The organism is Chryseobacterium bernardetii, assembly GCF_003815975.1.
Classification (GTDB): Bacteria; Bacteroidota; Bacteroidia; order Flavobacteriales; family Weeksellaceae; genus Chryseobacterium; species Chryseobacterium bernardetii.
The window spans coordinates 4,845,013-4,869,088 of the sequence record NZ_CP033932.1; the positions used below are offsets into that span (position 1 = coordinate 4,845,013).

General features: G+C 40.3%; 10 protein-coding genes. 9 read left to right on the forward strand and 1 reads right to left on the reverse strand.

The window, feature by feature from the left end:
• Position 1: 1 nt before the first annotated feature.
• A complete protein-coding gene (locus EG339_RS22065; protein ID WP_123872168.1) occupies positions 2 to 4,912 on the reverse strand; it encodes a PKD domain-containing protein in 4,911 nt (1,636 codons plus the stop codon).
• Positions 4,913 to 5,235: 323 nt separating this feature from the next.
• Between EG339_RS22065 and EG339_RS22070 the strand changes: the two genes are divergently transcribed.
• The 9 genes from EG339_RS22070 (at position 5,236) to EG339_RS22105 (ending at position 24,076) form a co-directional block, all read left to right on the forward strand.
• The gene (locus EG339_RS22070; RefSeq protein WP_123872169.1) at positions 5,236 to 6,564 is read left to right on the forward strand and encodes an ArnT family glycosyltransferase; all 1,329 of its coding nucleotides are present in this window, start codon (positions 5,236 to 5,238) and stop codon (positions 6,562 to 6,564) included.
• A gap of 211 nt (positions 6,565 to 6,775) precedes the next feature.
• Entirely contained in the window at positions 6,776 to 7,789 is a 1,014-nt protein-coding gene (glsA, locus tag EG339_RS22075; protein ID WP_123872170.1) for a glutaminase A, read from the forward strand.
• A 91-nt stretch (positions 7,790 to 7,880) separates the two neighbouring features.
• Complete coding sequence (locus tag EG339_RS22080; protein WP_123872171.1) at positions 7,881 to 8,339, forward strand: Crp/Fnr family transcriptional regulator; 459 nt, start codon at positions 7,881 to 7,883, stop codon at positions 8,337 to 8,339.
• The gene (locus EG339_RS24680; protein ID WP_262706881.1) at positions 8,336 to 8,464 is read left to right on the forward strand and encodes a hypothetical protein; all 129 of its coding nucleotides are present in this window, start codon (positions 8,336 to 8,338) and stop codon (positions 8,462 to 8,464) included. The genes EG339_RS22080 and EG339_RS24680 overlap by 4 nt, the downstream gene beginning before the upstream one ends.
• Before the next feature lie 843 nt (positions 8,465 to 9,307).
• The gene (locus EG339_RS22085; RefSeq protein ID WP_123872172.1) at positions 9,308 to 16,345 is read left to right on the forward strand and encodes a type I polyketide synthase; all 7,038 of its coding nucleotides are present in this window, start codon (positions 9,308 to 9,310) and stop codon (positions 16,343 to 16,345) included.
• A gap of 19 nt (positions 16,346 to 16,364) precedes the next feature.
• Positions 16,365 to 20,621 (forward strand): type I polyketide synthase, encoded by a 4,257-nt coding sequence (locus EG339_RS22090; RefSeq protein WP_123872173.1) that lies wholly within the window; start codon positions 16,365 to 16,367, stop codon positions 20,619 to 20,621.
• Entirely contained in the window at positions 20,609 to 20,908 is a 300-nt protein-coding gene (locus tag EG339_RS22095) for an acyl carrier protein (protein WP_002977699.1), read from the forward strand. The genes EG339_RS22090 and EG339_RS22095 overlap by 13 nt, the downstream gene beginning before the upstream one ends.
• Positions 20,899 to 21,681 (forward strand): alpha/beta fold hydrolase, encoded by a 783-nt coding sequence (locus EG339_RS22100; RefSeq protein ID WP_123872174.1) that lies wholly within the window; start codon positions 20,899 to 20,901, stop codon positions 21,679 to 21,681. The genes EG339_RS22095 and EG339_RS22100 overlap by 10 nt, the downstream gene beginning before the upstream one ends.
• On the forward strand, positions 21,674 to 24,076 hold the full coding sequence (locus EG339_RS22105; RefSeq protein ID WP_123872175.1) for a glycosyltransferase: 2,403 nt from the start codon (positions 21,674 to 21,676) through the stop codon (positions 24,074 to 24,076). The genes EG339_RS22100 and EG339_RS22105 overlap by 8 nt, the downstream gene beginning before the upstream one ends.

The window sequence follows — 24,076 nt, forward strand, 5'->3', positions numbered from 1 at the left end:
ATTAATTTTTAATCAGTTTGCCCTGCAGTGATTTTTCTCCTGCCTGTACAATAACAATATAAGTACTCTGCAACCAGTTAGAAACATCTACATTCACTTCTCCTGAAGAGGATTTCAGTTCTTTATGGAATTTGACATTACCCATAGTATCAAAAACCTTGATCTGTGTTGCCGGTAATCTCTCATTACCAGTATCATATGATACCTTCACTACATCTTTTGCCGGATTTGGCATTAACTTAAGAGAAGATACTGTAGTAAGGCTTAGACCTTTTCCTGCATCAGCAAAAACCGGTTTACCTATAATTTTAGGCTCACCAACAAACTTACAATCATCCTGTCCTAAGAATAGGATCACATCACTGCCTCCAGGGAAGCTTGCATTCGGATAGAAAGCCAATGGGTTGGTATTCATATCATATGTTCCCCCTGCCGGAATAGTAATCATTGAAGGGAAATAAGTTCCATATCCGTTAGCACTTGAAATAGAAAGCATTACCGGCTGACTTCCCGCATTGAATATTGTTCCAAGAACGTTATAATGATCGCCATCCCATTTGAATGCATTAATATCAACCTTAAAATCACATTGTGTTTCTACACCGCAATCTTTTCCAGGATAGTAATTCAATGCTCCTGAATAATATTGACAATACATTCCGCCTGCAGTTTGGTCAATTCTAAGCTTGTAAGTTCCTGCTGCATCAACAAAGTGGAAGGAGTCAATAAAAGTATTGGTTCCATTTTGCAAACTAACTCCAAATCTTTCCCATTGGTGATAATCAAAATTACCTTTTGGCCCAATGATATAACGATCTTTATCTCTGCAATAGCTGTAGCAACCTGTAGGGAATACCCACATCAGGCTTTCAATACTCAATGGTACATCTAACTGACCAAATACTTTACAGCCACTTGGTGCAGTGTAAATCACTTTGTACATTCCACCTTCGTCTACTGTAATGGTTTGTCCGCTCATTCCATTGCTCCAGTTATATTCTCCATTGGCAGGTCCTGATGCTGTAAGCTGAATTTTATAAGGCTGGCATCCTATCTGAGTATATGTTACTGTAGGAGCTGCTGGTGGATTGCTAACTGTAACAACAAAGTCTTTTGAACCTGAACAGTCTGTAGTTCCCGGCACACGCGCTTCTAAAGTAAAGGTATAAGTACCTGCCGGCAATCCGCTTACGGTGTAAACAACCGGCTGAGCAGTAAGCCATCCTGTAGACAATGGAACTCCATTCCTTTTCCATCTGTATTCTAAAGTATTATCTGTTAAAATACCTTTAAGTATTGCCTGGCTATCAGAACACATGTTTGATTGCCCTGATATATTCACATACGGTGGTTTTTTAAATGCAACACCTACCGCTTTAATACTCATTATATTCGTTTTACATCCATCTGCTGAAACCAATATCGGCCAGTAATTTCCTGACGTTGTTGGCGCAAAGTTCATTGAATTAGGTGCTCCAGGAACCTGAACACTACCATTCATCCAAATATACCCTGAAGGTACCGTACCTGAAGGCACAAATGAAATGAGTGGAGAAGTTCCTTCACATGCAATTGCATTTGGCGGAGTAAGGGTTCCATTTAAGTTGGCTTCGTAAATAGTAATATTACGTACAGCTGAAATATACTCACATCCCTGCGGGGTTTTCACCTTCAGACTTACACTTTTCGGACCGGCAGTATTGAATGTAATATTCATATTCTGCTGTGAAGTTACAAAAGCTGTTCCGTCAAAAGACCATGTATAAATATTTCCGGCAGTATATGAACCGGGCGAAAGTGTAATTACCTCTCCTTTACATGCTTTAAATGGCAGCATGAAACTCGTGTTTGGAACAGGAGCCAGTGTAATCGTTTTCGTGATTGTACATGCCGGCAATGATGGTTGGGATGGTACAGACATCTTCATGGTAAAGGTATAGGTACCTGGTGCCATATTATTGTAAGTAGCCGTCTGCCCCACCTGATCCGGTTGTCCTGCCATACTGAATCTATATTCTATAGAGCTGGGGTTAATATCAAATATTGTAGAGGTATTGTATAAGGTAACGTTATATCCGTTACCGTTACAAACCTGGCCAATATTGAATTTAGGTTCATACAGTTTTCGAACTTCAAAACTTGCTGAATACCAACATGTTCCATATCTCAACCGTACACTCACAATGTGCGCTCCGGCAAGATTAGTCTGGAACGTAGCCGTAGGCTGTCCCTGAGGGCTTATCAAAGTAAGCACATCATTAGATACCCATTGGATTTCATCCGGAGGAATACTTACATTTAAGTTATTTACTGTAATGGTATTGCAACCTGTCCATCTTGGGCTAAACGTCACCAAAGGAGGTGTTGTACAGTTATTAGCTGTTGGACAGGAATTAAATACTTTGATTTCCTGTGAATATACATAACAGCCATTAATGTCTTTAGCTCTCACCTTATAGATTCCCGCAAGGCCGGTTCCTGATAAGGTATATGAATTGGTATTAAATCCTGATAATAGAACACCATCCTTAAACCATTGCCACTCTGCAATATTGGTAAGTCCTGTAGAGCTGTTGGCTGTAAGGGTATAAGGCTGTAAAGGATAATCATCACATACTGCCAGATTATATACCGGTGAAACGGTAATGATTGTTTCAGGAAGAATGATGAAGCTTGCACTTGCTGTTGGTTGATAAGCGCATCCGTTAGTTCCGTTATAAGTTACCGTTACTAATTGAGTGACATTTCCACCTGTTGTATTCTGAATGTACCCGTTATTTGGGAAATCATAAACCCCGGATGAATTGAATGCTGTTGTATGGCTTCCATTGGCAAATGTAAATGTTACATCCGTTGCCGAAGTAATCGTTCCCTGATCAACCGTAAAATGAAGATCTGAACCTAAACACACCTTTCCAACATTTGTGAAATTCACTACCGGAAGTGCTAATTTACTTACAGGAATTGAAAATATCTTTTTTTGTCCACATACAACAACTTCCAGTTTCAGTTTAGCTGAATATACACCGCCAGAAACCTCATTGATGTTTACTGTAACAAAAGGAGTACCCTGCCCGGATACAAAACTTCCGAAGTTAGGAGTATCAAAACTCCATTCCATAGAATCCGGCACAATATTACCTAAATTAGCTTCGAAGGTCTGTATACTGCTTGGGCAGAACGGCCCTGAATTCTGATAAATAGAGATGGTATTAATGTCTATCGGTTTTACCGCCAGTGAAATCGGTTTAGACAGACAAGCTGCAGGGCTATCTGTTCTGTAAGCAACCGATACTGAGTATGAAGATACGCCAGGATTAAATATAACGGTAACACTATTACCGGCATTACTTCCCTGGATGGTACCGTTTGTAACACTCCACACCGGGATTACTCCAGCTGGTTGCAGTGCTACAAGTGAATATACATAAGGTTTACCCGGACAGACTAAAATATCCCCCGAAATAAATCCTTTCGGAGCTCTTGGAATACTCACCACCTTAATCAATATTGCATTGCTTTCACACCCACCTCTGATTGCTGTGATTACATAATTTCCTGGGGTTAGGAAAGGATAATCAAGAGGAGCGGTAGTTGGTTGTGATGATGTATATACTACCCCGCCATTTAAAGTGACATTCCAGATTACAGGAACATTAGGTGTAGCAGTAAACGTCTGTGGAGTTCCCACACAAATTTCTTCTTTTCCTCCGGATATTGTTACAGGTGCTTCCACAACAATTGTTTTCTGTGCCTCACCTTCACACAACAATAAAGTATTTCTGTATAAAGCGGTAAGAGTATAAGTACCTGGCGTCTGCCCGGTGAAAAGAACTTCATTTCTTTGCTGGTTATAAGTCAAAAGACCCACTCCAGGCCCGGTAACATTCCAATCAACCTGTGTAGTTGGCCATTGTGGAAGTGAATAGGTATATTGTTTTCCTAAGCACACTACTGCTTCTCCTTTAATTTTTGCTGTTTTTAAAATTACAGGAATCTTAACAGTAGTCCACACCGGGCAGCCACATTCAGATCTATACATTACATAGCCAAAACCGTCTTCAGGATCTACACTATCCCATTTTACTTCAATTTCGTTTTCAGAGATATTGTGCCACGATCCTCCGATCACTTTCCACTCTCCTTTACAGCCATTCTTCACACTGTATCTTTCAGAGCTTCCCTCACATACTACCGAAGCACAGCTAATCTGTACCGGCGGAGCTTCAGTGATTTCTAATTTCTGATAAGTTGTTTCTGAGCAGCCGCATTTGTTGGTTACAGTTAAGGTAACAGTAACTCCTCCGGCCTGAGTATAGGTATGAGAAGGCTCAAAAGCTGTAGATGTTGTTCCGTCACCAAAATCCCAGAAATAATTAACAATATCAGTACCGCCATTTGCATGAGATAAATTATCAAAATGAACCTCAGTATTTTTACATACGATATCTTTCAGGTTAACGAGATTGAACTGTGCAGAAGGTTTATTGATCTTCTCAATGCAGATATCTTTGGTTTCAACTGTTCCATCGGCAAATGTAACAACTGCCTGCAAAGAACCTGCTCCTGCGCTTCCCCATAAAATTTCAGCATTAATATTGGCACCCCCCGAAGTAGTCTGTACAACTCCTCCTGTAGGTATCCATGCTACAAAGCTGATATTCGAGCCATGAGCAGTATATTTTACTTTACTGCCTTCACAGACCCGGACACACGCTCCGGAATCAATATCCGAAGCAGCAAAAGGATCATTACCTGAGCCTTTTTCGCCACGGAAGATCTGGCATCCGACCTGGGAATCCCAGGTAATATGAGTTGATGATTGTGCTTGCAGCCCCCAAGGTACCAGGAGCCAACATAGCAGGAGCCATCTGAAGATGTGCTGCCTACTAAAGTAAGTAGTGTTTTTCATGGTTAATAAAAATGTATTAATTTTCGTTTGAAAATTAATGAAAATTTTAACACAAAAACTATTTATTAGTGAAAAATATTACTTTTCATCAATATAAATATCAACAATATACTTCAATTACTAATTATACCTTAATTAAAACACATAATAATCATTAACAAAAGAGCTATTTATTTTCATTTTTAACCCAAAAAACAAATAATTTCTCCCTTTATTAATCATTAATATTTAGGATAAAATTTAAATTATATAAATATTTAACAACCCTTCCGTTTATTAGCAAAAAGAACTTATTTTGCATCTTACAACAATTAACAGATAAAATGAAAAGATACTTCAGGGAAATAATAATAGTAATCACTGTACTATTATCAAGGTTACCTTTTATTTTTAATAGCCTGGGTATTGATTTGGATGCATGGAGAGAAGTATATACAGGAAAAATACTCAATGAAGATCATATGTATAACGTTTCACGTTTTCCCGGATATCCTTTTCCAGAATTTTTGTATTCAATAGTATATCATTATCCCTACTGGGCAATCAATTTGTTATCGGTCTTATTTACAGCAGGCTGCTGCCTGTATCTTTTTAAGATCTTAAATTTTTTTACAATAAAACTGTCTTTTCTTATTGCTTTAGTATTTCCATTCGTTCCGGTTATCTATCTCAACAGTACAATAGCCATGGAGTACAACTGGTCTTTATTCTTTTTATTGGGAAGTGTTTACCACCTACTTAATAAGAATCTCTGGCTTTCCGCTTTACTTTGTGGGCTTATGGTAAGTACAAGATTCAACAATATTATTTTTCTTCCGGCCTTCGCCTTTCTTCTGTACTCTTACTCTGGAAAGGATATTAAAAAGGTTCTACAATTTTCAGTTTTAGCTTTTCTTTCTATATGCATTTTCTTTTCGCCAGTCATTTTAAAATATGGTACAGGCTTCCTGCAAAGTTATGGAGATTCAGAAGTGAGCCTCGGCAGTCTGCTGAGCCTGGCTACATTATATATCTATGGTGCTTTAGGAATGCTGGCTATTATTTTAGGGGTAATCATTCAGTTCTTTAGTGGAGGCTACCGGGAAATTAAAAACATATCCAAAAATCATTTTGCAATATTCTGCATTCTGATGGTTGTTTCCAATCTGGCATTCTTTGTCAGATACCCTTTAGAATCGGGTTATTTAACTCCCTCTGTTCCTTTTGTTCTTATTCTTCTATATTATGTTTTGAATGAAAACATTATGAAATCTGTATTATTTGCCTTACTCCTATCCCCTTTTTTAATTCATATCAATGCGAAAAAAATTCAGATTGCAGGAGGAATATTCATCAATGAAAATTATGAAAATCAGCAATTAAAATATTGCAATAATCTTATCCGCGAAATCAAAAAACATTCGGGAAATCGTCCTGCAATTTTCCATGTAGGCAATTATTCGGAACAAGTTTCATTCATTGGAAACTTTGATAAAAACAGCCCTATAAAAATCGTTAAATACCTTACCCCTCAAGACCAGAAAGATATCATTAATAAAAAATATATACTCTACTATTCCTGTACTGAAAATGGGAAGACAGAAAACCGTAAAACCCATATGCTGGATCAGTATGGAATATTTCTTTATAAAGACTTTGAGCTCATAAGATAATTTCAAACTTAAAATTATATGAACTCTCCAAGGTTGAAAATGATATAGACAAAGAATAATATTTCTCTTCCCGGAGGAAGGTAACATCTTCTCTTACTCATCTTTTCATCTTTACCTCGTCAGCCCCCTACTCAGTCTTGCACAAAAAACGAAATACCTTATCTTTGTTTTTTCGAGGCTTATGATAAACTTTTATTCGAAAATATTCTACATGAAAAAAAATAGCTTTTTATTTTCCGCCAAAGGAATTCTTATCGCAGGATTCTTGTCCTTAAATACAGTAATGTACGCCCAGAAAACGGCAGATCTTTCAACCATTTCAGAGAAAACCTTAAACAGTATTCTGGAAAAGAACAGAAATTATTATGCCCAGGGTAAAGTGGCCGACTACATTCCGGAACTGGGTAAAATGGATGCAAAAGCTATTGCCTTTTCAGTAGTGGACAAGAACGGGAAAGTATTCAGCACCGGTGATGTTCAAAAGAAATTTACCATGCAAAGCATTTCCAAGATCATTGCACTGATGGTTGCGGTAAATGAAAGAGGCGAAGCTAATGTGTTTGATAAAATGGGCTATTTTGGATCAGACAAGCCTTTCAACCATTTTTCCAACCTTGAAACAACGAGAAAACCGCTTAATCCTATGATGAATGCGGGAGCAATCCTTACTACCTCTTTAATTTCCGGTGAAGGAGAAAAGCCATTCCTTAAAGTATTGGATATGGTTCGTTATATCACCAAAAATTCCGGTATTGATTACAGTAAATCCGTATACGAATCTGAAAAATCTACCGGACACCGTAACCGTGGAATGTTCTATATTATGAAAAACAGCGGACTGATCTCAGGAAATGAAGACCAACTGGATAATTATTTCAAGCAATGCTCTATTGAACTTACCGCTGAAGATCTGGCAAAAATCGGATACTTTTTCGCTAATCAGTGCGTACGTTTTGATGGTGATTCTCAGTATAAAAATGCAGATATTGCCAAACTGATAGAATCTCAGATGCTGACTGCAGGAATGTATGAATTCAGTGGTGAATATTCCAGAATGGTAGGATTACCCAGCAAATCAGGAGTAGGTGGCGGAATTACAGTAAGCGTTCCTGGAAAAATGGGAATTGGTGTATTCAGCCCGGCACTGGATCAGCATGGGAATTCATTGGCAGGCTACCATATTATTTTAGATCTGGCAAAGCAATACAATCTGAGCATATTTTAACACTACAAAAACCTGTCATCATTAGGGGAAGGAAAATGATTTTGATATCAGAAGATTAATTATATTGGGGTAACTCTACACAGTTATATCTATGCCAGATCACTATCACAGCATATTAAAGCATATTGAACAACAGGTTACATTATCTGAGCAGGAAAAGAAAGCTTTCTGCTCCAAATTGATTTACAAGAAATTCAGGCGTAAACAATACCTCTTACAGGATGGCGATATCTGCAGTCATGATTATTTTGTTATCAATGGCTGTCTGAGACAATATGAAGTAAGCCCAAGCGGCAGGGAAAACACTGTGCAATTTGCTTTTGAAAACTGGTGGATTTCAGACTGGTACAGTATGCTCCATACACAGCCTTCAGTTTACAATATTGAAGCCATGGAAAATTCGGAGGTCTTTATGCTTGAAAAGAATGAACTGGAAGGACTGTACATAGAAATACCAAAGCTGGAAAGGTATTTCCGTAAAATATTCCTGAATACATTCGTTTCCTTTCAAAAAAGAATGCTGTTCCAGCCTCCCACGGTTTCTTTATGAACTGGTTCGGAAAAATACCACCCGGAGCAGAAGGATTTGAATATCATTTACTGGTATTAGGTATATCCCTCACTCTTATAGTACAGGGAGGAGGAAAATTCTCAACAGATAAAGTTTCTACATAATATCCCAGCACCATTTAATTTTTAATCACAAGCAGCTTTTCGCTGCTTTTTTTCATTTATATTTCATATTTCCGTAACACCTTCACTTTTTTACATAAAAAAAATTTACTTCTTTTCAAAATCTTAATGAGAAAAAAATCTTAAATAAATCACAAAAAGTGATTTTCATTTAGGCCAATAATATGATATAAATCAATTTCATACAAAATCAACTCAAATTTTGCGATTCAAAAAAACATATGATTTTGCCGATTTTATGCGGAAAATATTTATGTTATCTTTTTGTAATATAACAAAAACAAATCTCTTCTTTTTGAAATATTTTATTTTTTATTTCTATATTTGCTTAACATTTCTTTAACTATAATTATTTATATTTATAGTTACCTGGATTGTGCCGGCTTGTTTATAACGAATAAGAAAATAAACCGAATACTTTAATAACATTTGAATAATTAACAAATGTTTGTTAAAAAATTATTATCGAATTTTATTTATGATTATTAAAACATCATAAATTTATTATTTTTATTCACGCATATTTAATAATCAATCTTTATATCAAATAGATTGATGTTTCAATGCAAAATCGCATATTATTATTTTAATACTAAATGCAATGAAAAACTTGACCATTATTAGGCTTACGCCTTTTGAAAAGCCGGACACATATTTCAACTCTAATTACCTTAGGGCCCAGTGCACACTGTTGAACAATTTTCAACAAAAAGGCTCTACTATTAAAAATATAACAAAACCAATTTTATAATTTTGTAAAAGCTATTTTTCTTTATTTCAAAGACTTATATTCTTTTTACAAAATCTTTACTAACATATCACGCCATGAAAAACTTAACCATTATTGGACTAACGCCTTTTGAAAAGCCGGATGTCAACCTTATGCCTAAATTGCATCAGGCGGGTGTATTTCCTGTCCTCAGCTTAGGCCAAGAGTTAACGACCGCCCAGGCAGCCCTTAGTCAACTTGAAGAAACAAATTTACCCGCTTATGGTATTTATGTTTCTAATGAACAATTTTCAGCACTTCAACTTCCGGAAAATGTAAGATTTGCGATCTTACCATTCGGAATAACCGTTTTTCAAAATTCCAATCTGGATATCATTTATCAGGTAACCAGTTTGGAAGAAGCAATGCAGGCTGAAAAATCAGGAGCCAAAGGAATCATCATCAAAGGAAATGAAGCGGGAGGTCACATCGGCTATGAATCAACTTTTGTATTATTCCAGCGCATCATCAATGAAATCAAAAGCATTCCGGTTTGGGTACAGGGGGGAATAGGACTCCATACTGCCGCAGCCGTGAAAGCTTTGGGAGCAGCAGGAGTTGTTCTGGACAGTCAGCTGGCTTTATTCCCTGAAAGTTCTGTTCCGAAGGACATCAAAGATCTATGTTCAAAACTTAACGGAACTGAAACTAAAATTATTGCCGGTCACAGAGTATTGGTAAGACCCAACTCACCTTCATTACCTGATGATATCACTGCTGAAGATCTTAAACAGTATTTTACAGATCTTGACATCAGTAAGAGCTACATCCCAATGGGCCAGGATATTTCGCTGGCCACTGATCTGTATGAAGAGTTCAGAACACTAAAAAAGCTTGCATTTGGATTGAAAGAAGCCATGTATGGCCACCTGAAACAAGCAAAAGCACTTCAGGTGATCCATCAGAACAATCCATTGGCACAGGAACTTGGATTAAAATATCCAATCGCACAGGGGCCAATGACGCGGGTAAGTGATGTTCCCGGATTTGCCAATGCAGTAGCAGAGGCCGGAGCTTTGCCATTCGTTGCATTATCATTGCTGAAAGGAAACTCTACAAAGTCTTTAGTAATGGAAACCAAAGAATTGGCAGGAAACAAAACCTGGGGTATTGGAATCTTAGGATTTGCCCCTCAGGAATTAAGAGATGAACAAACCTCATATATCCTTGAAGCACAGCCACCTGTAGTCTTAATCGCAGGAGGAAGACCCGCACAGGCTAAAGTATTTGAAAAAGCAGGAATAAAGACATTCCTACACGTTCCGTCACCCGCTCTATTGGATATTTTCCTTAAAGAAGGAGCCAGGAATTTTATTTTCGAAGGCCGTGAATGTGGTGGACACGTAGGCCCGCTGTCCAGTATGGTCCTTTGGGAAAAACAGATTGAACGTATATTAAAAGAAGACCATCCTGAAAATATCAGTGTATTTTTCGCAGGGGGAATCCATAATGATTTTTCCACAGCATTCGTTTCCATTATGGCTGCTCCATTAGCTGCCAGAGGTGTGAAAGTGGGTGTTTTGATGGGGACAGCTTACCTTTACACTCAGGAAGCAGTGCAAACCGGAGCTATTCAGGAAGAATTCCAGTTACAGGCGATGCAGGCTAAGGATACTGTATTATTAGAAACAGCGCCTGGTCACGAAACCCGTTGTTTAAATACTGCCTTTGCCAACCACTTCAATACCGAGAAAGCCAAACTATTGGCAGCGGGAACAGATAAAAAAGAAGTTTGGGAAAAGTTAGAGAAACTCAACGTGGGCCGTTTAAGAATTGCAGCCAAGGGAATCGAACGTCAGGGAGACCAGTTAATCAATATTCCTAAAGAAGATCAGCTGGACCTTGGAATGTACATGATCGGGCAGATTGCAACAATGCACAATAAAGTCCTTACCCTTGAAGAACTTCACCAAAATGTTAGTATCAACAACTACGAATATATCCAAAATGCTGAGTTGTCAGAACAGCCAACCTCCAGCGAAAAACCGTTGGATATCGCAATTGTTGGAATGGAATGTATCTTCCCGGGTGCTAAAAACCTGGATGAATTCTGGAGAAATATCATCTTAGGAAAAGACAGCGTTACCGAAGTTCCGGATGAAAGATGGAATAAAGACCTTTATTACAAACCGGATTCAGATGAAGCGGATGTTTCTCATTCAAAATGGGGCGGTTTCATTCCGAAAATCGATTTTGATCCGCTGGCATTCGGTATTCCGCCACAATCTTTGGCAGCTATTGAACCTACCCAATTGCTGACTTTATTGGTAGCAAAACGTGCAATGGAAGATGCTGGATATGGTGAAAAACATATTAATAGAGAAAACATCTCTGTAATCATTGGTGCTGAAGGAGGTAATGACCTTGCCAACAGCTATAGCTTCAGAGGATATTATAAACAGGTCTTCGGAGAGCTTCACGAAGAAGTAAAAGAAGCCTTTCCACATACCACAGAGGATTCCTTTCCAGGTATTTTGGCCAATGTGATCGCAGGTAGGATTACGAACCGTCTGGATTTGGGTGGAAGAAACTTTACCGTAGACGCAGCCTGCGCCTCTTCTTTGGCAGCCCTGGATCTGGCTTGCCAGGAACTTGTATTAGGAAAATCCGATATGGTTCTCGCCGGAGGGGCAGATTTACATAACGGAATCAACGATTACCTCATGTTCTCCAGCACCCATGCCCTTTCCAGAAAAGGAAGATGTGCTACATTTGACAGTGAAGCAGACGGAATTGCCCTTGGAGAAGGAATCGCAATCCTTGTTTTAAAAAGATATGAAGATGCTGTCAACGATGGAGACCGTATTTATTCGGTAATCAAAGGAGTTGGCGGATCCAGTGACGGTAAAGCTCTTGGATTAACCGCTCCTAGAAAAGTAGGCCAGGTAAGAGCATTGGAACGTGCTTATACCCAGGCAGGAATCAGTGCTGCATCCGTAGGATTGGTAGAAGCCCACGGTACAGGAACTGTTGTTGGAGATAAAACAGAATTAAGCGCCTTAACCAACTTATTCAGCCGTTCAGGCGCATTACCGGGACAGACTCATTTAGGTTCTGTGAAAACACAGATCGGGCATACCAAATGTGCTGCCGGATTAGCAGGTTTAATCAAAGCCTCTCTTGCCGTTTACCATGGGGTGAAACCTCCTACCCTTCACCTTAAACAGCCTAACGCTTATTATAATGCACAAACAAGTCCATTCTCTTTCCATGCTGAAACAGGGTTATGGACTGAGAAAAACAGATATGCAGGAATCAGCGCTTTCGGATTTGGCGGAACAAATTTCCACACAGTCATTGCGAACCATCCTAAAAGAGATGACTCAATTGCGATGCAGTCCTGGCCTTCAGAACTTTTTGTATTCCGTGGGGATACTTATGAAGAAGCAAAAGGGCAATCAAGCCAGATCAAAACATTATTGGAAATCAATGATGAGATTCCATTAAAAGATATTGCTTACAGTTTAAGCATCAGTTCAGAAAAGCCGATTCAGTTCAGTATTGTAGCTGATACTACTGTGGACCTGATGATGAAAATTGAGTTAGTATTGGTAGGAATAGAAACCAAAGATACTTTCACTGTCAGCAAAAAAGAAGGGAAAGTAGCCTTCACATTCCCTGGACAGGGAAGCCAGAGAATCAATATGGCCCGTGATCTGTTCGTAGTGTTCCCGGCTATGCGTAAGATTATCGACAACTATCCTGAGCTTGAAAAAGTAGTTTTCCCTTCTACAACATTTAATGAAGCTGATTTAAAACAGCAGAAAGAAACCATTAAAGATACCCGTTTAGCACAACCGCTTTTAGGAATTGTTGATCTTGCATTGGCCAAATTCTTAGAATCATTGGGAATCATTCCTGATATGCTGGCTGGTCACAGCTATGGTGAATTACCTGCTTTATGCTTTTCAGGAGTATTTGCTGAAGATCAATTGGTTGATTTAAGTATTAAGAGAGCACAGTCTATCCTAAATTCTGTAGAAGACGGAGACCCGGGTTCAATGTTGGCAGCAAGCGCTACTCACGAACGTTTACAGCCTATCATTGCTAAAGTGAAAGGATGCTATCCTGTTAATTTCAACGCTCCTACTCAATGTGTTATCGCCGGAACTACGGAAGCCATCAATAAACTGCTGGAAGTGCTTAAACAGGAAGGTATTTCTGCTAAAAAGCTGGAAGTGGCATGCGCATTCCACAGCCCGTTATTGGCAAAATCAAAAGAACTGTATGCTGGTGTACTGAAAGACGTTCCTTTCCAGGAAATGCAGATTCCTGTATGGTCTAATACAACAGCAGATGTTTATCCTTCGAGTCCTTCAGAGATTAAAGAAAGACTGACCGACCATTTGGTACAGCCTGTAAGATTCGTAGAGCAGATGCAGGCCATGTATAACGACGGAGCCAGAATATTCATCGAGGTAGGACCAGGAAAAGTTCTTACAGGATTGGCAAAATCATGTCTTGAAAAAGACCAGTTGACCTTATATGTTGAAGACAGCAGCCGCAATAAATTCACCCATCTGCTTTGTATGTTGGCGCAGTATTTGGGAACAGGCCGCAGCTTCAATATTGAGAAACTTTTTGATGGCCGCTTCGTTCAGTTAATTGATATCAATCAGCCTGAGCTATACAAAAAAAGCCCTGCCATCTGGCGTGTTAACGGACAAACTGCACATCCGGCAACAGGTTCTTTGCCTGCTAATGGTGCACTCCCTATCATAAACCCTATTCCCATGAACAATTTTACTACTCATAATACACAAACTCCTGCTCCGGAAAGCTTATCTACAGCTGAACGTATGCTGCAGGAATATTTGAACAGCATGAAACTAATGATACAGGCACAACGCGATGTGATGCTTTCCTTTATGGGACAGAATCCTCAGGTGAATCCAATGCCTGTTTATAATACACCAGCGCCGGTCCCTGCCCCTGAACGCACCATTCCAGTACAACAGGTTCAGCAGGAAAGAACCGTTGCCGTGGCTTCTGCTGCTGTGGCGGCAAAAGCAGCTCCTGTAAGAGATATCAAAGCATTGCTGCTACAGGTGGTAAGCGATAAAACAGGGTATCCTCAGGAAATGCTGGGCATGGAAATGGACCTTGAAGCTGATTTAAGTATCGACTCTATCAAAAGAGTGGAGATCATTGGAACACTTCGCAGCGAATTAGGAACATTAGCTAATGGAACTAATGAAGATATGGTGATGGAACAACTTGCAGCCATCAAAACCCTAAGCGGATTAGTTTCCTGGCTAACTGAATTCTCTGGTGCTGATGCTACAACTGCTCCTGAAAAAAACGGAACACCTGCTGAAGCAGCTTCAAAACCACAAGCTAAATCAGCTTTAACATTAGAAGACCTTCAAAACGCTATCCTGAATATTGTTAGCGAAAAAACAGGATATCCTAAAGAGATGTTAGGACTTGACCTAGATTTGGAAGCAGACCTTAGCATCGACTCTATTAAACGTATGGAGATCATTGCAGATCTTAAAAACAAGATCGGTTTTGGTGAAAACCTTGAGCAGGCTGACGATGTGATGGAAAAATTAGCAGCGATCAAAACCCTACGCGGATTAGCAAGCTGGATCAGTGAAATGAGTGGTGAAACCAATGAAACAAAAAACGAAGCAAAGGAAGTTAACACCCCTGAGGCTAACAATAATGTACTGTCACGTCTTCGTTTTGACATCACTCCTACAGATGCCTCTTCAGTACAGAATACAGCTATCCTTCAGGGGAAATTTTTTGCGATTACTCAGGATGACACTCAACAGACCTCAGCCATCAAAACTGAACTGGAAAAACACGGAGCCATCGTAGAATTGGTAGATACAGATAAAGATCTTTCTCATGTTGACGGATTAATCATGCTGGACCTGTTCTCCGCTACTGATAAACCAAGTATCATCGATCATGTTGATTTAATTAAAAAACTCGATTTTGATAAGGTGAAATGGGTATATCTTATTTCGGATATTGCTGCTCATATCCAGGAAGTAACTGATGCCCGTGTATTGCGTCATCACCAAGGTTATCCCGGACTTTTCAAAAGTTTAGCAAGAGAGTTTGACCAAACCACTTGTAGATTAATCAGCCTGAGCACTCCTCAGGAAGTAGATCAGATCGCTGATATTACTTTAAAGGAAATATTAACCAACGATAAACCAGCTGAGGTTATTTATAAAAACGAAAGAAGACATAAGGTAGATATTATCCCTTCCCCATTGTCCACAAGTTTAAATGAAGCTCACATTCAGCTGGATCAGAAATCTGTGGTACTGGTATTGGGTGGAGCACAGGGAATCACTGCAGAACTGGTGAAACATATGTCTCAGGCTTATCCATGTACTTATATTTTAGTAGGAAGATCGGCAGACCCAAGAAATGAGGCTTCTGCTACAGAATTTGAAGGAATGAAGACTAAGGAAGAAATCAGAGCTTTCCTTATTAAATCCGGAAAATTCACTTCTCCTGCGGAGATTGAAAAAGAAACAACGAAGATTTTCAAAAATAATCAGATCCTACGCACGATCCGTGATATGGAAGCGCTTGGAAATACAATTATTTACCAATCTTTAGACCTTTGCAACGAAGAAGGATTAAGCAGTTTAATCAGCAGTATTTATGAAAAGTACGGTCGTTTAGACGGGGTGATCCACGGAGCAGGGCTTTTAGAAGATAAATTATTCAAACAAAAGACAACCTCCTCTTTCGGGCGCGTGTTTAATACCAAAGTAAAACCGCTTCGTGTATTGGCCGAACAGCTTCGTCCAGACTGCCAGTTCGTTGTTTTATTCTCAAGTATCGCATCCGTTTACGGTAATAAAGGACAGACAGACTATGCTGCTGCCAACAGTGTACTGGATGATTACGCTAACGCTCTGAATAAAAGATTGAAAGGAAAAGTGATCTCCATCAACTGGGGACCCTGGAAAGGAGCAGGAATGGTTTCTTCCACCCTTGAATCTGAATACGAACGCAGAGGAATTTCCATGATTCCATTGGATGAAGGAAAAGAAATCTTCCTTAACGAAATAAAATACGGAACTGAAAGCCAGGTGCTTATCATGTCAGGAAATAATTGGTAACCCTCTGTATACACTAAACATGAAAAAAACAGATGTTGCTGTAGTTGGTCTATCCTGCGTCTTTCCCGGGGCGCAGGATGCCCATACTTTTTGGCAGAATATTGTCAACAAAGTAGACTCTACCCAATCCGCTCCGGCAGATAGGATAGATCCGGTGCATTTTAGCGATGCCACCAACCCTGTCGACCGTTTCTATTGTAAACGGGGCGGGTTTATTCCTGATTATGAGTTTAACCCTACCACTTTTGGGATTTTACCCCTTGCCGTGGAAGGAACAGAACCTGATCATTTACTGACCCTTGATTTAGTTCAGAAAGCTTTAGAGGATGCCGGAGTATTTCAAAAGAATATTTCCCTTGAAAAAGCAGGAATCATCATCGGGAAAGGAAACTATACCGGGCCGGGAGCTACCCGTGCCATTGAAATTGTAAGAACCGGAGAACAGATTTCCTCATTATTGCAGGAACTTCTCCCTCAGGTATCTTCTGCTGATATTGAAAAAGTAAAACATGCTTTCCAGGAACGCAAAGGACGTTTTGCTGCCGATACTGCCATGGGATTAATTCCTAACCTGGTAGCTTCACTGGTAGCCAACCGTTTTGATCTTGGAGGCGTTGCTTTTACCGTTGATGCCGCTTGTGCCAGTGCTTTAATAGCTGTAGATCATGCTGTACAGGAACTTCAGAGAGGACGTTCCGATATGATGATCGCCGGAGGTGTTCACACAGGGCAAAACGCTGCTTTCTGGAGTATTTTTGCCCAGTTAGGCGCCATGTCACGCCAGGAACAGATCAAGCCGTTCAGTAAGGATGCTGACGGATTGCTGATTGGGGAAGGCTGTGGCTTCGTTGTGTTAAAACGACTGGAAGATGCTGTTCGTGATCAGGATAAAATCTATGCTGTGATTAAAGGGGTAGGTGTAAGCAGTGACGGTAACGGAACCAGCGTGATGAGCCCATCCGTAAAAGGCCAGCTGAAGGCTTTAGAACAAGCCTGGATCAATGCTGACCTAGATAAAAATAAAGTGGGGTATCTTGAAGCCCACGGCACCGGAACTCCGCTTGGAGATAAAACAGAACTTCAGACCTTAGCTCAGTTCTTTGGGAAAGAAGAAGCTGCTCCAGTTGCTGGAATCGGTTCTGTGAAATCCAATATCGGACATGCCATGCCGGCTGCCGGAATCGCAGGATTGATTAAAACCTGTCTTGCTTTGCACCACGACACTTTACCACCAACATTGTATTGTGAAAATCCAACAGCAGAAATGCTTAACACAAGATTTGAGCCTGTACAGGAAGCCAAAAACTGGTCAAAAACAGGACTGCCAAAAGTAGCAGCCGTTAATGCTTTCGGGTTTGGAGGTATCAATGCACACGTTGTTCTTGAAGGCTATGATATGCCGAAAAAAGACAAGGTTTTACTGCTGGCAAGGCCAACACATGCAGAATTATTGTCTGCATTAGAAAATAATGATACTACTTTAGGAGAAGGAGACTTCAGAGTAGCCATATTTGATCCTACGCCTGCAAGAATAGAAAAAGCGATTAAAATTGTTTCTAAAAACCTGATCTGGAAAAACAAACAGGATATCTGGTATACGTCTACCCCATTATTAAAAGATGGTGGTAAAGTAGCCTTCGTATTCCCAGGATTGGATGGCCTGGCAAAAGGTGAAGTAGACAGCGTCAGCCGTTATTTCGGATTAACAGCGCCTATAGAAACTGAAGGCGAAGGACTTTTAACCGATGCTTTAAATATCTTCAATAACTGCAGCATCCTTGACAATTCATTGAAAAAACTGGGCATCATCCCGGACATGAATGCAGGACACAGTTTAGGAGAATGGCTGGCAGGATATTCCTCTGAACTGGCAGAAGCCAATTCTGTAAAAGCCTTAATTGATGTATTGAATCCTGAAACTTTTGAATTAAAAGATTCTAAATTCATTGCCATCGGAGCCGGAATTGATGTCGTACAGCCTTTTATTGCTGAAATTTCAGACCTGTATATTTCCAATGACAATTGCCCTAACCAGGTCATTCTTTGCGGGAGCAACGCTGCATTGGATGAATTGGTTCCGCAATTAAAATCAAAACAGATCTTCCATCAGGTACTGCCGTTCCAGTCCGGATTCCATTCTCCATTTATCGCTGATAAACTGGATGTGATCCTTGCCGGAATGGAAAAAGCACAGTTCCAGAAAACGAAGATCCCGTTATGGTCTGCTACGACTTTAGAACCATATCCCGCAGATCAGGCAGCGATCAGAAAACTGAGTGCTGAGCATTTGGTTGAACCTGTCCGTTTCCGTGAATTGACAGATAAATTATATGAAGAAGGTGCCAGAGTGTTCATTCAGGTGGGTACCGGCGGCCTGATCGGATTTATTGATGATACGTTGAAAGGAAAAGCATTCAGCACCATTCCTTCCAGTGTTCCTACCCGTTCTGCATTGGCACAGCTGCAGCGTGTTGTCGCTTCATTATTTGTAGAAGGGAAAACCATTGCTCTTGATTTCTTAGAAGTTCAGCAGCCCTCAAAAAAAACATCAGGAAAAGGCATTAAACTGGAATTAGGCTCACCTATTATCAGAAATTTTAAAGAAGTAAAAGCCTTAGCTCAAGCCTTTGAAACACCAAAACAATATACTGCTTCAGCTTCAGCCATGACTGCCAAAAGTGGTCATCCGTTGGTACAAGCATTCCAGGACAACGTGGCTGATATGATCCGTATGCAGGAAGAAGTTCTTACTTTATTCCAGAACCGTCCGGAAATCACGATTCCACGTCCGGCTCCTGTAGTACAACAGGCAGCTCCAAAAGCACCAAGAAGCACAACCTTCTCAAAAGACCTGTATGTAACACTTGAAAGTCATCCTTACCTGATCGACCACAGCCTGTTGAGACAGCCTAAAGGATGGGCTCATGTAGCAGATATGGAACCGGTAATCCCGATGACCATGATCTTTGAGCAGCTGGCAGAAATTGCAGAAGCGGAGATCCCGGGAACACAGGTTCATAAAATCATGAATGTAAGTGTATTCCAATGGATGAACGTAGCGCAGCCTTTTGAGAAAACTGTGAAAGGACAATGGCGTGGTGAAAACCATGCGTATCTGGATATTGAGAACTTTGCTAATGCAGAAGTCACTTTAAAATCAGGTCCTGTTCCTACTCCAACCTTCAATCTTTCCATTGGTGATCTTTTACCGATTGAAAGAACTCCTGAGGAAATCTACGACATGCATATGTTCCATGGAGAAAAATACCAGGGAATTACTGAAGTTTCAGCGGTTGGAACCAAAGGAATCATAGGAAAGATCAAAGGAAATGGAGGAAAAGGATCTCTACTAGATAATGCCGGACAGTTATTCGGGCTTTGGTTACAGCTTACGTTGGTGAAAGACCGTATCGCCTTCCCGGTGAAGATCAGAGACATTGAATTCTTTGGTGATATGCACGATCAGGAAGGCATTTTTGAATGCACCTGTATGCTTACTGAATTGAATGATGAATTTGCCATCGCAGACATCATCCTGAAAAGAGACGGAAAAGTATGGTGCGCCATCACCGGCTGGCAGAACAGAAGACTGGAAATTGACGCCGCATTGTGGAATGTCTCCATGTCGCCACTGCATAACCGCCTTTCTGAAGAGATTGCTCCGGAAGTATTCTTCTTCCACCAGGCGTATACCAGAGTAGCTTCATGGGATTTTATCCTGAAAAGATATTTCAACCAGACGGAAAAACAGCATCACCAGCAATTATTACCAAACAAGAAGAAAAACTGGATGGTAAGCCGTGTGGCAGTGAAGGATGCCGTTAGAAATCTTCTCCGCAAGGAAAAAAATCACGCCTGCTTCCCGATCACCTTTGAGATCCGTTCCGATGAAGTGGGGAAACCTTACCTCATCAGTGATTTTACAGAAAACATTCATATTTCACTCGCTCACAAAGGCAAAGAAGCAGTGGGTATTGCGAGATACGGAAAATCTGTAGGAATCGATATGGAACTCATGGAAGAACGCAGCGAAGGATTCTATGACCTGGTATTTACAGACCATGAATTAGCCTTATTAAAAGGCAGAGATCAGGCAGAATGGACCACCCGTTTCTGGGTAGCGAAGGAAGCTTACGGAAAGTTCTTAGGAACCGGACTGAAAGGGAATCCAAAAGCCTTCGAAGTAGAACAAATAAAAGACGATCACCTGTGGATCAACAATACTGAAATCAAAACTGTTAAACATAAAAATTATATTATCGGATGGACACTGTAAACGCAACATTAAAAATGAACCACGAAGAACTTTTTACTTTATTAAAAGGTTTTATTACTGAAGTGATAGGGGCTGAATTTGTAGAGGAGATGGACATTACTCCGGAAAGTTCATTCACCAAAGATCTTGAAATGGACAGCATTGAGATTGTTTCTTTCTCTGAAAAGATCAAAGCGCATTTTGGCGATCAGATCGACTTTACAGGTTGGTTATCTTCTATGGATCTTGACCAGCTTATTAATCTTGACCTTAGTATGATCATCAATTATATCTACGAATGCCAATAATCACTGTCAATAACAGACAAGTTCATATACAGGAACTCAACAAAGGTGCCGGACAAACCGTGGTCTTAATTCACGGGATGTTCAGTAACCTGTCCATTTATTATTTTAATATTGCCCCCATTCTGGCAAAACATTTCCATGTGGTGATGTACGATCTGAAAAGTCACGGTATGAGTGAACGCTTTTTGGATGGATACGACCTTGATAACATGTCATCCGATCTGATGGGTTTAATAGATCACCTTCAACTGGAAAAAGTACATCTTGTAGGCTATAGCTTCGGCGGTCTTATTGCTTTGAAAACAGCATTAACATATCCTGAACGCATTAATCAACTGGTGGTGATGGAAGCTCCGGATCCGCAGGACGAAAGAGCCCGTAACATCATTGATGAATACAGCAAGGAATTCCTTGAACATTATGTAGCCAATTTTACAGATACCACCAAAGTCCAGATGGGCAAAAGACAAATGGAAAAGAATCATCGTATGTATGAGTTTCTGTTTAATCAAACCAGCATCAAAGCAGATATGATTAAGGAAAAACATTTCCTTGGGGAAGCGGATTTCAATCAACTGAAAGCTTCCACTTTATTGCTTTACGGTGCTGATTCCAACTGCAGACCTACAGGAGAATGGCTGCAGTCTCAAATCGGTTCATCCGAACTTGAATTGATTTCCGGCGATCACAATATTCCCATCCAGGAACCTCAGCTCATCGCAGAGACGATCGCTCAGTTTTTATCTAATATCTTAACGAAGAACCATGGCTAAATTTGCATTTATAGTTCCCCCCTTGACAGGACATGTGAATCCTACCCTAAGCATCGGTGCTACGCTGTTGGAAAGAGGGCATGAAGTAGCATGGATCAGCCTTGACCCTACTTTAGAGGCTAAACTTCCGGAGGGCGGAAAATTATTACTGATCCAGTACGATCAGACCGACGAAGAAAAAAAAGAAAGCGAACAATATCTCGATATTATTTCCAAAAAAGTAGTCTACGGAATCGACAGCGTGAAGTTCCTTTACGAAGAAGTTCTTATTCCACTAAACAGACATTGCTATAATGGAATTGTGGCTTTATTAAAGACATATCAACCTGATTTGATCATTGGTGATCACCAGTTATTTGCGGCTCCGATAGCTGCCAAAGCATTAGGAATTCCTTGTGCAACTTCCGTTACCGCTCCGGCTGCCATTAAAATCATGAATGAGCTGCCTAAAGTTCACGAATGGGAAGTGAATCAGATCATCGATTTACAGAAAGAGCTAGGCTTCCATGAAGAGCGTTCACTGGCGACTTCAGATTTGTTGACGCTTGTTTTAACTTCAACCTATTTCTTTGGTGACATGGAAGATCTTCCTTCTCAGTACAAATTCACAGGTCCGGTTCTTACTGAAAGACGTATCTCATGTGAATTCGATTGGGACAGATTGAAAAATGCCACCAATAAAAAGATTTTAGTAAGTATCGGAACCACTTTCGATCACGATCATAAAAAAGCATTCTTCCAAAAAGTAGTAGATGCTTTTAAAGAGGAAGATTTAACCGTTGTAGTGGTATCAGATCCGCAGCTTTTTGAGCAGTGGCCGGATAATTTTATGGTCTATCAGCAGGTTCCTCAACTGGATCTTTTACCTCATCTTGATGGTGTGGTTTGCCATGGCGGTCACAATACCGTTTCTGAAACCTTATCCAACGGAATTCCTTTGGTAGTGATTCCTATTGCATATGACCAGTCGCACGTTGCAGGACGTGTAGTGCGTACAGAAGCAGGCGAAAGGCTTAATTTCAACAGATTTAAAGCCAATCACCTGAGAGAGGCAGTACAGCAAATTTTAACTAACCCGGGCTACCGTGAGGCGGCTCAAAAAGTAGGACAATCTTTTATGGAAGCAGGAGGAGCATCTACAGCAGCTAATTTATTGGAAGAAGCCATTACAAAGGCTTCAAAACCGGAAAAACCGTCTAAATTTTTATTCGTTGTTCCGCCATTTTTTGGACATGTGAGTCCTACGCTAAGTGTAGGAGCAAGTCTTATTGCCCGTGGCCATGAAGTAAAATGGTTCGGTATTACGCCTTTAGACAGCAAACATATTCCGGAAGGTGGTTCTTATTTCTATCCGGAAGAAGACCTTATTCCTTATCAGGACGAAATCGCCCGCATTTTAAAAAGACAGGATGACGGCCCGGCTTGTTCAGGACCTGAAGTGATGAAACTGGCATTGGAAGAAACATATGTTCCTTTCGCCAAAATGATGATGCCGGGATTAACAAGGTTAACAGAAAGCTGGATGCCTGATGTGATTGTGAACGACTGTATCACTTTTGGTGGGGCACTTTTCGCTCATAAACATAATATTCCTTGTGTAACCACAACACCCGTTCCACCGGATGTGATGGGAGATACTGAAAAAAGTGCTCCTAAAATCTGGGAATGGCAGCAAAACCTGATCAAAGACCTGCAAAAAGAAGTAGGAATTCATGAGGAGGGAATTTACATCCATTCGCATAAACTGAATATGGTCTTTACTTCACAGGCTTTTGCAGGTTTTGATACCGTACCGCCTCATATGAAATTTGTAGGCCCGGTAAAAGGCCGTCCCAACGATGCTCCTTTTGACTGGGATAAACTGAATGCTTCTACCACTCCAAAGATCTTCGTATCCCTGGGAACTTTATTGGTAGACATCAGAAAAGCCTTCTTTGAAAAGATTATTGCTGCATTCAAAGACCAGCCGGTTACCATTGTTGCCGCTACTCCACCGGAAATTTTCGAAGAATGGCCGGAGAACTTTATTGTGAACAGCTTCGTGCCCCAATCTGCGGTGATGCAGAGAATGGATATGGTAATTTGCCACGGTGGTTTCAATACGGTGAATGATACTTTCCGTAACGGATTACCGATGTTGATCACGCCTATTGCTTACGATCATTTCCATATTGCGAAATTAATTGAACAGGCAGGCTGCGGAATCAGTATCCGGTACAAAAGATTACGCGTAGATGCCCTCCGGGAAACTGTTTTTGAATTACTGGAAAATCCTAAATACAGGGCGGCTGCGAAGGAAGTTCAAAATACTTTCCATCTTGCCGGAGGTAATGATAAAGCAGTAGAACTGTTAGAAAACTTTGTAAAAGAACATTCCACATTAGCCTCCGTATAG